Origin of the sequence: Streptomyces sp. DG2A-72 (assembly GCF_030499575.1) — a bacterium.
Lineage (GTDB): Bacteria > Actinomycetota > Actinomycetes > Streptomycetales > Streptomycetaceae > Streptomyces.
In genome coordinates this window covers 15,541-28,456 of record NZ_JASTLC010000002.1, presented here as the reverse complement: position 1 = coordinate 28,456, position 12,916 = coordinate 15,541, and the positions used below count along the sequence as shown (strand labels likewise).

The 12,916-nt window shown below is 72.0% G+C and carries 16 protein-coding genes; 7 read left to right on the top strand and 9 right to left on the bottom strand.

Features of this window, described 5'->3' with window-relative positions:
• Positions 1-14: 14 nt before the first annotated feature.
• The 3 genes from QQY66_RS49035 to QQY66_RS49025 all read left to right on the top strand — a co-directional run bounded on the left by QQY66_RS49035 (position 15) and on the right by QQY66_RS49025 (position 2,009).
• On the top strand, positions 15-956 hold the full coding sequence (locus tag QQY66_RS49035) for a hypothetical protein (protein WP_301987828.1): 942 nt from the start codon (positions 15-17) through the stop codon (positions 954-956).
• 100 nt (positions 957-1,056) lie between these two features.
• The gene (locus QQY66_RS49030) at positions 1,057-1,602 is read left to right on the top strand and encodes a hypothetical protein (RefSeq protein ID WP_301987827.1); all 546 of its coding nucleotides are present in this window, start codon (positions 1,057-1,059) and stop codon (positions 1,600-1,602) included.
• Between the two features lie 65 nt (positions 1,603-1,667).
• Complete coding sequence (locus QQY66_RS49025) at positions 1,668-2,009, top strand: hypothetical protein (protein ID WP_301987826.1); 342 nt, start codon at positions 1,668-1,670, stop codon at positions 2,007-2,009.
• 76 nt (positions 2,010-2,085) lie between these two features.
• On the opposite strand, the gene QQY66_RS49020 is transcribed toward QQY66_RS49025, so the two are convergent.
• The 4 genes from QQY66_RS49020 to QQY66_RS49005 all read right to left on the bottom strand — a co-directional run bounded on the left by QQY66_RS49020 (position 2,086) and on the right by QQY66_RS49005 (position 3,724).
• On the bottom strand, positions 2,086-2,235 hold the full coding sequence (locus QQY66_RS49020; RefSeq protein WP_301987825.1) for a hypothetical protein: 150 nt from the start codon (positions 2,233-2,235) through the stop codon (positions 2,086-2,088).
• Positions 2,226-2,492: a hypothetical protein gene (locus tag QQY66_RS49015; protein WP_301987824.1), complete on the bottom strand. Its 267-nt coding sequence runs from the start codon at positions 2,490-2,492 to the stop codon at positions 2,226-2,228. Before QQY66_RS49015 ends, QQY66_RS49020 begins: the two co-directional genes overlap by 10 nt.
• Entirely contained in the window at positions 2,489-2,941 is a 453-nt protein-coding gene (locus QQY66_RS49010) for a hypothetical protein (protein WP_301987823.1), read from the bottom strand. The genes QQY66_RS49015 and QQY66_RS49010 overlap by 4 nt, the downstream gene beginning before the upstream one ends.
• A gap of 318 nt (positions 2,942-3,259) precedes the next feature.
• Positions 3,260-3,724: a hypothetical protein gene (locus tag QQY66_RS49005; RefSeq protein ID WP_301987822.1), complete on the bottom strand. Its 465-nt coding sequence runs from the start codon at positions 3,722-3,724 to the stop codon at positions 3,260-3,262.
• A 79-nt stretch (positions 3,725-3,803) separates the two neighbouring features.
• On the opposite strand from QQY66_RS49005, the gene QQY66_RS49000 reads away from it, so the two are divergent.
• From QQY66_RS49000 to QQY66_RS48990, 3 genes are all read left to right on the top strand, one after another.
• Positions 3,804-5,045 (top strand): helix-turn-helix domain-containing protein, encoded by a 1,242-nt coding sequence (locus QQY66_RS49000; protein WP_301987821.1) that lies wholly within the window; start codon positions 3,804-3,806, stop codon positions 5,043-5,045.
• Positions 5,042-5,596, top strand: coding sequence for a flavoprotein (locus tag QQY66_RS48995; protein WP_301987820.1), 555 nt, complete (start codon positions 5,042-5,044; stop codon positions 5,594-5,596). Before QQY66_RS49000 ends, QQY66_RS48995 begins: the two co-directional genes overlap by 4 nt.
• A 271-nt stretch (positions 5,597-5,867) precedes the next feature.
• Positions 5,868-7,202 (top strand): MFS transporter, encoded by a 1,335-nt coding sequence (locus tag QQY66_RS48990; protein ID WP_301987819.1) that lies wholly within the window; start codon positions 5,868-5,870, stop codon positions 7,200-7,202.
• On the opposite strand, the gene QQY66_RS48985 is transcribed toward QQY66_RS48990, so the two are convergent.
• The 5 genes from QQY66_RS48985 to QQY66_RS48965 all read right to left on the bottom strand — a co-directional run bounded on the left by QQY66_RS48985 (position 7,112) and on the right by QQY66_RS48965 (position 11,253).
• Positions 7,112-8,500 (bottom strand): TfuA-like protein, encoded by a 1,389-nt coding sequence (locus tag QQY66_RS48985; protein WP_301987818.1) that lies wholly within the window; start codon positions 8,498-8,500, stop codon positions 7,112-7,114. The genes QQY66_RS48990 and QQY66_RS48985 overlap by 91 nt on opposite strands.
• Complete coding sequence (locus QQY66_RS48980) at positions 8,497-9,699, bottom strand: YcaO-like family protein (protein ID WP_301987817.1); 1,203 nt, start codon at positions 9,697-9,699, stop codon at positions 8,497-8,499. The genes QQY66_RS48985 and QQY66_RS48980 overlap by 4 nt, the downstream gene beginning before the upstream one ends.
• 98 nt (positions 9,700-9,797) lie before the next feature.
• Positions 9,798-9,962 (bottom strand): hypothetical protein, encoded by a 165-nt coding sequence (locus QQY66_RS48975; RefSeq protein WP_301987816.1) that lies wholly within the window; start codon positions 9,960-9,962, stop codon positions 9,798-9,800.
• Between the two features lie 32 nt (positions 9,963-9,994).
• Positions 9,995-10,615, bottom strand: coding sequence for a hypothetical protein (locus QQY66_RS48970; protein WP_301987815.1), 621 nt, complete (start codon positions 10,613-10,615; stop codon positions 9,995-9,997).
• The gene (locus QQY66_RS48965; protein ID WP_301987814.1) at positions 10,615-11,253 is read right to left on the bottom strand and encodes a hypothetical protein; all 639 of its coding nucleotides are present in this window, start codon (positions 11,251-11,253) and stop codon (positions 10,615-10,617) included. The genes QQY66_RS48970 and QQY66_RS48965 overlap by 1 nt, the downstream gene beginning before the upstream one ends.
• 159 nt (positions 11,254-11,412) lie before the next feature.
• Here QQY66_RS48965 and QQY66_RS48960 point away from each other — a divergent pair, with 159 nt between their 5' ends.
• Positions 11,413-12,753, top strand: coding sequence for a tol-pal system YbgF family protein (locus tag QQY66_RS48960; RefSeq protein WP_301987813.1), 1,341 nt, complete (start codon positions 11,413-11,415; stop codon positions 12,751-12,753).
• Positions 12,754-12,916: the final 163 nt, after the last annotated feature.

The window sequence follows — 12,916 nt, the reverse complement described above, 5'->3', positions numbered from 1 at the left end:
AGGAGGACACTCACTTGCCCGCCGCCATTCCAGCCCTGCCGGATCTCCAGCGCTACACCCGATGGGACCAGGTACCGGACACGCTCGCCACAAAGACCCAACTCGCCGAGATGGACCCGCCGCTTAAGCCCGGTGGTGAACCGGTCGCCCAAGTCCTCTACCACGGCAACAGTTACGCGCCCTTGTATGTGAGGGCCGACGCCGTCCCCAAGCGCAAGGCCACCCCGGCGCAGCGGGCCGCCCTCGACCGCGCCCGCGAGCTGCAACACATCTGCCGACGCTGCGACACCCGCGAGGAGGAGCCGCTCGGCCGCGGCCGACACTGCGACCCCTGCCGCCTCGCCGTACGCCTGTGGACCGAGCACGACACCGCGCAGCGCGCCGCCCGCGAGCTCATCGCGAACCCCTCGGCCGTGCTGGTCGTCGTGGCCGCCGAAGCCGACCACGACGCCCCGCCGGCATCGGTGGCCGTTGTCCGGCTCCACGACCGGCACGTGTTGTACGCGGCCCCGGCCGGGACCGCGGGCAGCGCCGAGCGCGCCGCCGTCCTCGACCAGCTCGACGCACTGACGACCGGCGCGGCCGTCGTACGGGAGAGCGACCGCGCCCCGGTCAACCGGTACCCCACCCGGCTCTTGGACCCGGCCGACCAGCCGCCGCACTTCACCGCCGTACCCGAGGAGCTCCTCCGCGTGCACCCGTGGGCCGCAGTGGGAACCGTCTACGTCTCCAACCTGTGGCGCGCCTGGTACGCGTGGACCAGCCACCCCACCTCGGGCCACCCCGATATGCCGTGGGACGGCACCCTCCCGTGGTCCCGGTCGACCGCAGCCGACGACGACGGCCGCGGCCTGGTCGAGCTCCTCCACCGGATCGCCGACGGCACCGAGCCGGTGTGGGATCAAGCGGCCTGGGTGGTCGACGGCCACGGAACGCCGTCCGCCGACCGTGACTGACCCGCGCGTCCGGACGTTCGAGCGCCCGCCCTGCATGGGGCGGGCGCTCCGCCGTGACATGGCACCCTTACCGCTGACGATCCCAGAGGGGGACCAGTAGATGACGCAGGACACCGACCGCGGCCAAGATCGACGGATAGCGGGCGGACTCCTCGGCGGCGCCACGGTGTGCGTGGTGCTCGCCGCCGGCACCGGCAGCACCGCGCCCGTGTGGTTCGCGGCCGGGATGCTTGGCGGCGCCCTCATGGCGTACCGGCGCACCGTCCCCCCGCGGCCGTACGCCCATTGGATCGCCTGGGCAACCGGGGCGGTCCTCGCCCTCCTCCTGGCCTGGGCGCTGCCGGTCTCCCGATTCGCTCTGCTGCCTTGGGCTGTGTTCGAGGGCGCCGTCGCCCTGGTCCTGGCGCTCCTTTGGTACCGCCGCCGCAACGGGCGCGGCGACTGGGTTGTGTGGATCGTCGAGGAGCGGCTCCTCCTCCGCCGTGAGTGGTCATTGCGGGACGCCATCCGGTGGGCCGAGCTGTACGGCAAGCGGTGCGAGATCAGCCCGCTTGACGAGTTCCCCGAGCTCGCCGACGAGACCCCGCTCTATCCGGACCGGGAGCGGCCACTCCGCGAAGTCCGCCCCGCGGTCGAGCAGGACTAGCCGCTCCCGACCGCAGCGCCAAGCGGAGCCGATCTAGGCTTGCGGCGGAACAGGGAGGCTCTGACATGACCACACGGGGGGACGGGCGCACCGTACGGGACGCCTGGACAGCACTTCGATTCGCATTGCTCCGCACCGCCTTGTGTGTGCTGGCCGTGATCGTCGGGAGCGGCGGCATGGTCGCGCTACGCGGCTGGCACTCCGCACCGTCGTACGCCTCGGTCCTCGCCGCCCTCCTCGTCGTCCTCACCCTCGGCGGCCTTCTGTGCGGCCTGTTCTTCGGCGGTTGGGCCGTAGCGATCCTCGTAACGGCCCTTCTGCAAGGGGGCCTTGGGCTCGCCGGTGTCCGACTCGGTAAGAGCGCCGACCGGTCTGAGACGGACGACGGCCGAGGCGGCGGAGACTGACCCGCCCGCACAGACAAAGGCGCCCGACTCCCTGACCGTCGATAGGGAGCCGGGCGCCGGCATGTGGTGGGGCGGGCTACCTGGGGGGCGCGCTCGCTGCGAGCTGCTGCTCGCGCTCTCGGGCGAGGGCCTCGCGCGTCAGGCGGACCGCGTCGAACCCCATCCGTATTCGCTCGGCGCGCTTCCACAGCTTCGCCCGCCGCTCGTCGGTCACCATCACTTCCACGCCCCCGGCTCGACTGTGACGTACACCCAATACGCGTGCCGGAACTGCTGATGTCCGGTGTCCCGCGTGTGCCTCGCCATCCATTCGGTGACCTCGGCGACGCCCTCGACCATGCCGGACGTCTGGCCGCACGCGTCATCGTCCCCCGTGATGCACACCGCCTGAAACTCGGGGTAGGCCAACTCGTCTGCGTTGACGCCGGGTTGAGTGGTGACGTCGAATTCCCGGAGCCGATACGTGCGGGCCGTCGAACTCACGGCTTGCTCCTCGGCTGGTCGCCGTGGTGGGTGTGGCCGCCGCACTCGCCGGTCAGCGGGTCGCGCGTGCTGACGGTCATGGTGAGCGTGTACTCCCACATGTCCTCGACCGGCCCGGGTGTGCGGGCGAGCGAGAGGCCGTGGGGCTCAAGAGTGGGGGCGCGCCGAGCGGCATCGGCCGCCGCTTGGAGCGCGTCGGCCGGAGTCGCGCCCGTGCACACCAGGGCGGTAAGGGCGGACACCGAGACGTCGCTCGTCTCCTCGTCGCCGAGCCCGCTCACGACGTCTCGGGCCACGTCGAGGGTGCGAACGAGATCCGTAGCGAACAGGGGCGGCCTGCCGCCGATTCGGGGCGACTTGACCGCGGACTCGGTGGAGCCGCGTACGACTGGAAGATGCACGGAACCGCCCCCTTCGGGGTGCGGCGTGCCGTTGGGTACATGCGCCATGACGGGACGGTAAGGGCAGTCGGACCCGAGGATGGCACGCAATGTGCGTGCCTTGTCGGTCTACTCCATATGTCCCCAGCTCATAAAAGATGAGCCGAGCGAATGGCGGGGCTGATGGGGCCGGGAACGATGGCGGGCCCCCGGTGCTCAAATCACCGGAGGCCCGCCCCCAGGATACGGCGTCCTCTCCCGGGCGCCGACCGTTCTGCAGGACGGCCGCCACCGCTGGAAAAGGGGCCGCCCCCGGAGCCAAGGCGCGGAGGCTCCGGGGGCGGTGAGGGGACCTCGGACAGCCACGGGGGGAGCTGTCCGAGGGGTTCAGCAGCGCGCAGGCACGCCGAGTCTGTCGGCCATGAGGAGTGCCTCGCGCAACGCGGTGGCGTCAACGTAGCGCACTTCCCAGGAAGTTGGACGGCTGATCCATGCGGCATGCGTCGTTCCGGCCCCCATGTTGGGGACCATGACCCACCCTCCGCGCGAGAGCGGGCGGACGCCTTGGACGTCCTCGAACTGATCGGCCGCGGTCCCGGCTCGAACCTGCACGATCAGCTCTTGTTTGTAGTAGTCGGCGAACACGGGATGCCCCTCGTCCTGCGGTAGGCCGAGAACATCGAGGGCGGCGAGGCCGCGCTCAAGAGGAGCGATCACGACGGCATCCCACTGAATGCCGCAGGGCGCGAACCTCATTGCAGAGCTCTCGGCCAAGCGCAGCTCGACGGCGGTCGCGTCGTTTGGGGAGACGAACGCGGCCCACTTACAAGCGGTTTCCTTGGACTCGGCCATATCTGGACGGTAGAGGGCGTACAACGGACTGTAGGCACGCAAAGTGCGTGCATCATGATTCCGGCCCGGAGCAATGTCCATGGACGCGCAGGAGTTCGGGCGTCGTGTCGCCTACTGGCGAGAGCGCCGCCGCATGACGCAAGAAGTCTTCGGCCGCCTGATGGGACAGTCCCGCAGATGGGCCCAAGACGTCGAGCGAGGCGAACGGCAGCGCGACCCCAATCTCTCCGTGGTCGAGCGCGCGGCCCGCGTACTGCAAGTCGACGTCGGGGTGTTCCTCTCCACCGCTCCGGCGGTCAAATGCCTGGACTCGTTCGAGCTCAACGTGATTCGCCGGACCCTGCAACGGCACGACGTGATCACGGGAGCGGTGGACGACGACGGCACCGACCCGCTCCCCGTCACGGTCCTACACGGCCGCCTCGACCATGCCAGATCCGCCTTTCAAGCGGGGCATTTCGCGTCTCTCGGGCGGCTCGTCCCCGAGCTCCTCGTCGACACCAACCGCGCCGCCGCCCGCCACCAGCACGAGGACCAGCTCGAAGCCTTCCGGCTCCTCTCCTTCACCCTCGAACTCATCGAGGGCGCGGCGATCAAGTACGGCGATACCGACCTCGCGCTCGTCTCCGGACACCGCGCCGTGGCCGCCGCCGAGCGGTCCGAGGACCCCGTCAACATGGCATCGGCCGCGCGTCACCTCGCCGACGCCATGACCATGCACGGCCAACCCCACGCCGCCGCCGAGTTCGCCATCAGCGCCGCCGCCCGCCTCGGACCCCACTTGCGCACCCGCGGCGAGGACGGCACCTCAGTGTTGGGCATGCTGTACCTCAAAGCCGCCATGGCGCAGGCCACGGCCGCCGCACTCGACGACACCCGGGCCGCCGCGGCGGCCCGCGCGGTCCCCGACCTCCTCGACCAGGCCGACCAGCACGCCGACGAGCTCGGGTTCGACGGCAACAGCCTGTGGACCGCATTCGGGCCCACCAACGCGAAGTTGTACCGCGTCGCCGCACACGTCCAGCTCAGCGCAGGCGCGGACGCCGTCGCAGTCGCCCACGCCATCCCCAACCCGAGCCGCGCCGCGCTGCCCAAAGAGCGCCGCGCCCACCTCCTTACCGATCTCGCCCACGGGCTCACGCAGGCGGGACGCCGTGTCGAGGCGGTCGACGCCCTCCTCGACGCCGAGCGGGAGGCAGAGGAAGAGGTCCGGTGTCGGCCCCGGACCCGGCAACTCGTCGACGACTTACGACTCTTGGGGGCCGGTTCGGCTGAGGGCCGCTTGCGGGCGCTCGCCGCACGCTGTGGACTGCCCACGTGAAAACTCTGTACGTGATCGCCTGCGCCGCCCCGCCCGCCCGACGCCTCACCATCCCCATTCGCGCCGCGCAAAAATCGGGCTGGGACGTCTGCCTCATCCTCACCCCGGACGCCCACCGATGGATGACGGAGGACCCCGGGGGCAACCTCGACGAACTCCGCGAGCTGACAGGCCACCCCGTCCGGCACTCCTACAAGCTCCCCTCGGAGCCTGATGTCCTGCCCGCCCCGGATGCGCTCCTCGTCGCCCCGCTCACCTCGAACTCGCTCAACAAGTGGGCCGCCGGCATCAGTGACACGCTCGCCCTCGGCCTGATCACCGAGGGCATCGGCAAGGGGCTGCACATCGTTGCCCTCCCGCACTGGAACGATGCCCAGGACCGGCACCCGGCCGTCCGGCGCAGCGTCGCCGAGCTGCGCGAGGCAGGCGTGACCGTGCTCCTCGACGACGGCCAGAGCGGGCCCGGGTACGCCCCCCACCCGCCCGGCCGCGGCAACCTCGACGCCTACCCGTGGGAGCTCGCCCTCGACGCACTCCCGCCAGCATCCTGACCCACCGCCCCTCGCGTGCCCGGCCCCAGGAGCCGGGCGCGCCCGTACAGCTCCGGCCGTCGTGACGGATGCTGTCCCCTTCGGTGTCCCCGCCGGTCATCTGTGACCGCTGACGCTGCGCGTTGGGGGCGGTATCCGGCTGGACTGGAGTTCTCCGGGCGCAGGCTGTTGCGTCTGCGACAGATGATCTTTCGTGTGCCCTAGAGTCGGGGCAGCCTTCCCGGTGGCGCCTCGCCGCCGGGATTTCGTTGTTCCTGGGCGGAGTTGGATCTTGCGGAAAGCGCGACTGCTGAACTGGACGGCGGGGCCTGGTCCCCGGATTGGTTGGGCGGCGCGCGTCCGGGAAGCGGGGGCGCCCCTCGCGGTCCGCCCGTACCGGCTGCACTTCACCGCACGTGTGCTGTCGTGGACCGGATCGGCGGTCTCGCCGATCGCCCTCGCCTTCGCGGTACTGCACATCGGCGGGGGAGCGGGCGCGCTCGGCCTGGTCCTCGCGGCGAGCGTCGCCCCGCAGATCCTTCTACTCCTGGTGGGCGGAGTCGTCGCCGACCGGCTCCCGCGCCACCGGGTCATGGTGTGGTCCAACATCGTGTGCGCGCTCGCCGAGGCCCTCGCCGCGGCGCTGCTGTGGTCCGGCACGGCCCGGGTGTGGCACCTGGTGCTCATGTCCGGGATCTGCGGCGCGGCCTCGGCGTTCTTCACCCCGGCCGCGGGCGGCATCGTCAAGGAAGTGGTGCCGGCCGAAGCCCGGCACGCGGCGAACGCCCTCCTGAAGATCGCGCAGAACCTCGTCAAGGTCAGCGGCCCGGCCATCGGCGGTCTCCTCGTCGCTGTGTTCGGGTCGGCCTGGGCCATCGGATGGGACGCGCTGACTTTCGCGGCCTCCGCCGTCCTGTTCGCCCGGATTGACCTCAAGCCGGGCGCGGTGAAGGTGAAGGCGGGGTTCCTGGCCGATCTGCGCGACGGCTGGACCGACTTCCGCTCCCGCCGCTGGCTGTGGGTGATGGTCGTACAAGGCGCGCTCGTCGTGCCGGTGTGGCTGGTCGGGTACCAACTCCTCGGCCCGGTCTACGGTGCGCGGTTCCTTGGCGGCGCCGGACTGTGGGGCCTCGTTGTCTCCGGGTTCACGGCCGGGCTGGTGGCCGGGGCCGCCGTCGCGCTGATGTGGCGGCCCCGGCTGGTCGGCCGGGTGGTGTGCGCGGGTACCGGGTCGCTCGCGCTGCCGCTTGCTGCGATGGCCGCCGCCGCCCCGCTGCCGGTGCTCGTCGCCGCGACGGCGGCGGCCGGGACCGGTCTCGCCGTCAGTATGACCGTATGGTCCGGGCTGGTACAGGAACGCATCCCGGCCGACCGGCTGAGCCGGGCACTGTCGTACTCGACGCTCGGGCAGCTCGTTCCCGTACCGTTCGGCTACCTCCTCGCGGGCCCGGTTTCCCGCGCCGTCGGAGTCCGCGCGACCCTCGCGGGCGGCGCCCTGGTGATCGTGCTTGCCGCGGTGGTGCCGCTGCTGATCCGTCAGGTTCGGGCCTTGGCCCTGGCCGGGCAGTCCGCACACGAGCCGGTCCCGACGGAGACCGCCGGAGTGTCCGCACGGGCGCCGAGGTAGAACGCGCGGGCGACCTCGACCGCCCCGCCGAAGTCACGGAATCCGCGGTCGCGAGCCGCAGCGTCCAGCACCGGCCGCCCCGCGCACGCCGGGAGGTTCCACCGGGCGGCGAGGTGCCCGCCGATGCGGTCGGCGGACAGGCGGGCGATCGTGTGGCGGTGGTCGGCCGCCTCGACGGCCGCATTCACGGCGTACGCCGCGGCGACGTCCTCCGCCGTCGGCAACGCGTCGTCGACCAGCTCCCCGGCCTCGGCCCGGCTCGACGGCCACACCGACCACGCGCCATCCAGCCGGGCCGAGCGGACCACGATCCGGAGCAGCGCCTCACCCGGCGGAAGCGCCCGCAGCTCGACCGGAGCGAGCCAGTATCCGAGCTGTTGCCGGGACAGGGCGCTCACGTCGACCCCCTCGGCCGCCGTGGCACGCAGCGCGGCGGCCTCGACCCCGTCCGGGCCGATGTCCTCTCCGGCCACAGCTGACAGAACCCGGGTTCGCCACCGGGCGGGGAATTCGGCGTCGTAGAGCTGTTGGTGTTGGAGCACCGCGAGGAACGGCACACCACCGGGGCCGGGGCGGTGTGCCGCCGTCCAGTACCGCACGAACGACGTCCGCCACGGCTCCCGCTCCCACTCCCGCGCCGCGCCCTCGGGCTCCGGCGGGCCGCCCGCGCCGACCAGGACGAGGGCGCGCTCCGCGTCCTCCCGCTTCACGTCGTACGGATTGCGCCGACGCCACCCGTCGACCGCGGCGAACGCGGCGCCCGCTCCCTCCTCGCGGGCCCGGTGGGCGAGCGCGGCCCATGTGCGGCGGGTGTAGGGCAGTGCGCGGGCGAGCGCTTCGAGCGTGCCGGCGTCGGTCTCGCTGATCTGCCCGGCCGCCGCACACCGGAGGAGCGCGGCCCGGATGTTCACCAGGGCCTCGGACACCGGCTGTCCCTCGGGAGTGTGCAGTACGGAGACGTCGTCGTCGGCGTCCAGCACCCCGGCCGCCAGGTCCTCGAAGACGCGCCCGACGCCGGTCATTCCGTACGGCGCGAGCTCGGCGGCCCGCAGCGCGCCCATGCTCGCCGCGCCGACCACCCGAACCCCCTCGGCCAGCAACAACAAGATCTCTTTGTGCCGCACGGGCGCGCGCTGGTGCCACACCCCGTCAATGATCACGACCGTGTCGCCGGGTGCGGTGTCGAGCCGTAACAGGTCCCCGTGCGCGAGCGGCGGATGCCACACCGCGCCGGGCAGGAGCTCGCCGACACGGGCGGCCGGCAGGGTCGGGCCGGAGAAGACATGGACGGTGCTCACGCTGCGGCCTCCTGACTCGGGCGGGCGCTGGTGCGCTCCTGCCGCGGGCGGGGGATGACGTGCCGGGAGTCGTACCGCAGGTGCGGCGCAACGACCTTGACGACCGAGAACACTCCGCCGGTCTCGTACGGGCCGTGCGTCAGGTCGACGACCAGCGGGGCCGCGCCGGTCACGCTCGCGACGCGGGCGGCCAGGTGCGCGACCTCGCGCTCGTGGGTGTCGAACCCTGCGGCGTACCGGGAAGCGATCGGCCCCCAGTCGGCGCCCGGCTCGGCCGCGCCGCCGGGGCCCTGGTGCCCACCGTTCCGGTAGGTGGCCGGGTGGACGTCCTCACGGCTCCCGGTGATCGCCGTCAGCCGGGACTGTGCGGCCTCGGTGACCGCCCGGGACAGGGCGATGCGCGGGTCAAGGTGCGCCCCTGACCCGGAGACCAGGAGCGCGGCCTGGTCCTCGCGCCACAGATAGGCGCTCATCACCGGCACGCCGAAGCGGCTCGGCAGGTGCCACAACTCCAGCCATGCGCCCGCCTGTTGGGTGCGCTCGATCAGGTTCGCGCAGTGCGGATCGCTCACGCTGCCCGGGTCGATGCGCTGCGGGCGGCCCTCGGGGGCGGGGCTGGTCAGGTTGCTGACCGCGTCCCGCTCGATCACCTCGTACAGCGCGTGCGCGACCGCCTCGGCCGTCGTGTTGCCGGAGGCGAGGCCGTTGGTCGACGCGCTCGGCAGGTGCAGCCGCCACCGGCCGTGAGTCTCCCGGCCGAGCCGCACGCACGCGGCCGGCACCGGCACGGTGGTGCCGTCGACCGCCGAGCGGGCGGTGATCCAGTCCAGCACCGTACGAGGGGTCAGTAAAGAGCCGGGGTGCGTCTCCAACGCGGCCACCGGATACGGCAGGCGCAGGGCTTCGGCCGGGGCCCGCTCGACCACCGAGGGCACGGCGCGCTCACCGTGCCACGCCTCGACGGCCTCCAGCGCGCCGGACACCCGGGCGGCGTCCAATGTCGCCCCCTTGCCCTGCGCGACGCTCAGCGTCCGGGCCAGGGGCCGCACGGCCATCGTGACGGGGATACCGAGGTCATCGAGCCCGGTCACGTCGGCAACGCGGGTGATGCCGTAGACCGCGAGCAGCGGCCGGAGCGCGGCCCACGTCTCGCCGGGATGGCGGGTGCGGTGGGCGCCGTCGAAGAACACTTTTCGCATGGACGACTCTCCTCTCGGGGACGGCGAGGCCCGGCCGCCGGACGCGGGGAGGCGTCCGGGCGGCCGGGCCGATCAGCTACCGACTACCGGTCCGCCGGTCAGGCGGCCGGCACCACGTAGGTGTGGACGTCGGGGAACGCCGAGTCGGGGACGGCCGGGTCACCGCCGCTGTTCTGCGGCATGGCGCCCTCGGCGTGCAGTTCGCCGATGAAGTCGGCCGGGTCCGCCGGAACGGCGGCGGTCACGGACTGGGACACGGGCATGGGTTCCTCCTCGGAACTCGTAGCGGTTGCTGCTACACCGACAGATCGGTGAAGCAGACGGTGACCAGCACCTCGCGCGATTGGCCATCGAGCGGGGTACGCCAGTGGGGAATCCGGGACCCGTCGAATCCGGTCAGGGCCCGGTACTGCACGGGAAACGCGTCGCCGTTCGGGTACGGCGTATCGGCGAGCCGCTCGACAACCTCCTCGGTCGTCAGCCATCGCAGGTTCGGCAGCCACCCCATGGACCCGAGGCCGGGCGTCAGGGCGGCGCTGAACGTGATCTCGCACTTCCCGTCGTCGCGGTGAACGTGCATGTAGTCGCCGGGCTTGTAGAACTTGTATCCGAAGCGGATCGCCGTCATCTTCGCGGCGCCGGTCGCCTCGGCCGCCACGTCCGCGAGCGCCTTGGACTGCGCGAGGGCCCGCAGCGCCGCCGCGCCGGGGTGGACAGTGCAGCGCTGCGGACTCGTGATCGACCCGTCCCGCATCGCCAGGAGGCCCGGCCGCTGGTTGTGCCGGACGGCCGCGACCGGCTCCAGCCGCTCGGCCTCCTCGGCGAGCTCCTCCCAGAGGCCCGCCTCGATCGCGTCGGCCGGCACGTCCGCCCGGCCCTGGGCGAGCCATGTCCGCCGCAGGGTTCCGGCCTCCATCACAGGTCCATGAACGACATGGTGACGAGGAGACCCGCCTCCGCCGGCAGCGGAGGCCGCCAGTGCGCGAAGTGGTACCCGGCGAAGGCCCTCACGCTGCCGTCGTTGTAGGGGTGGGGCAGCGTCGTGAACTGCGGCCCCTCCGGGAACATGCCGAACTCGGCGACGACGTCCGCGAGTTGGCGGCCGTCCGGGTGGCGCAGATGCGGCGCCCACCCCATCGGCGGGAGGTCCGGCGTCAGGGCGATACCGACCGTGACCGTGCTCTTCGACGAGTCCGTGTGGAGCCCCTGAAAGTCGCCCTGCCGGTAGAGGACGACGGCCCCGCCCCGGGGGATCAGGCGCGGGATGCCGGTCGCCTCCCGTAGCGCCATCAGTAGCGGCTTGTCGTACGCGAGCTGTTCGAGCACCGGGCCCGGCGGGATGAAACCGCAGTGAACCGGCGTCGCGAACGAACCGTCACGGTGGGCGGCGGTGTGGTCGTGCACATGCGGCGTGACCAGGTCGAGGCGTTCGAGCGCCTCCTCCTCCAAGGCTTTGAAGCGGTCCGGCGGTAGCACGTCGGGCAGTACGACCGTGCCCGTGTCCTCCCAAGCGGTGCGGGCCGGGAGCCGTTCCGCGAGCGCGCTCGTGTCCATGATCCCTCCGGGGTCTCGGCGGTTTGGTGTCCGCCGCCCGGCGCCACGGTTCCCGGCCCCCGAGCGGCTGACACAGAGTCAACTCCCGGTAGCGGAACGCCTCTAGGGCCGGAGAGAGGGCTAGGGTTGAAACCCTTGAATTTCCGGGGGAGGGACGTCATGCCCGACCGCACACGGAACATCGCTCTCTTCTGCCTCATCCGTGAAACCGGTTGGACGAACGCGAAGTTCGCCCGACAGGTCAACGCCGTGGGAACCGAGATGCGCCTCGGTCTCCGGTACGACACAACGGCCGTATCGCACTGGCTGAAGGGCACCGTCCCCCGGCCCCCCACACAGGCGGCGATCCTCGAATGTCTGTCCCGGCGGCTGGGGAGGACTATCACCAGCTCGACCGCCGGATTCGGACCCGACGCCCCCACGCCCGACCAGGCCGACCCCGTGGCCGCCCTTATCGACCTGTGGAGTGCAGATATGGACCCCTCCCGCCGGGCGGTGCTCGGTGCCGTCGGCCTCTACTCGGTCACCCTCGCCGTTCCCGGGTGGCCGGACGTCGTCGACCGCGCACGGCGAGCCCAGACCACCCCCGGGACACGGATCGGCCCCAACGAGGTAGCCACCGTGACCGCCATGTCCGCCCGCCTCGCAGACCTCGACGACGAGTTCGGCGGGAGCCACGTCCGGCCGCTCGCCTCCGCGTTCCTCGGGAACACCGTCGCCCGGTACCTCAAGTGCGACGCTTCCGAGGAGACCCGCAAGGCCATGTGTTCGGCCGCCGCAGATCTCGCCTACCTCACCGGCTGGATGGCGATGGACGCCAACGCGCACGGCCTTGCACAGCGGTACTACATGCAGGCCCTACGACTGGCCGGAGAAGGCGCCGACCACCTCACCTACTGCACCGCACTTCGTGGCATGAGCGTGCAAGCCGTCGGCCTCGGCCACGGACGGACCGCACTCAAGTACGCCGACGCTGCGGCAGCGGCGGCCCCGGCCGCCGGGCCCCGCCTGCGGGCTTTCCTCGTCGGGCAGCAGGCGCACGCCTCGGCGGCCGTCGGTGCCAGGGACGACGCGAAACGGCAACTCCGGGAGGCCGAGGCCGCCCTCGAAAAGGCCACATCGAGGTCAGGGACCGTCGGCGGATACCACCCGGCCGCCCTGCACTACCACACCAGTCACGTCCTGTACGAGCTCGGCGACCTCGGCGGCTCGATCGCCGAAATGGAGGAGTCCAACCGGTGCCGGCCGCAGACCGAACGCCGGGCGAGGGCCCGCTCGACGGCCCTCCTCGCCGAGCGACAGTTCGAGTACGGCCACCTCGAAGCGGCCTGCGCGACGTGGAGCGGCTTCCTCGACGACTATCCGCACGTCAGCTCTGCACGCTGTGACGATCATTTCGCCACCCTCCGGCGCTCGGTCCGCAAGCACCCCACGAACAAGATCGCCCACGCGCTCAGCGAGCGGGCAAGGCTCCTCGCCCCCGCCGCGCAGAGGACGTGACCGGCCCGCCCTATTCAGCCCGCGGGAGTCCGCCCTCGACGCTCCCGGCGGCACCCCGAACCGCTGCCCGCCCGCGCCCGACTCCCCAGGAGTCGGGCGCCCGTTGTTGCTGGGGGAGAAACCCGGCCGCGGTCTGTCGTAGCCGTGCGCGAGGATCAAGGGG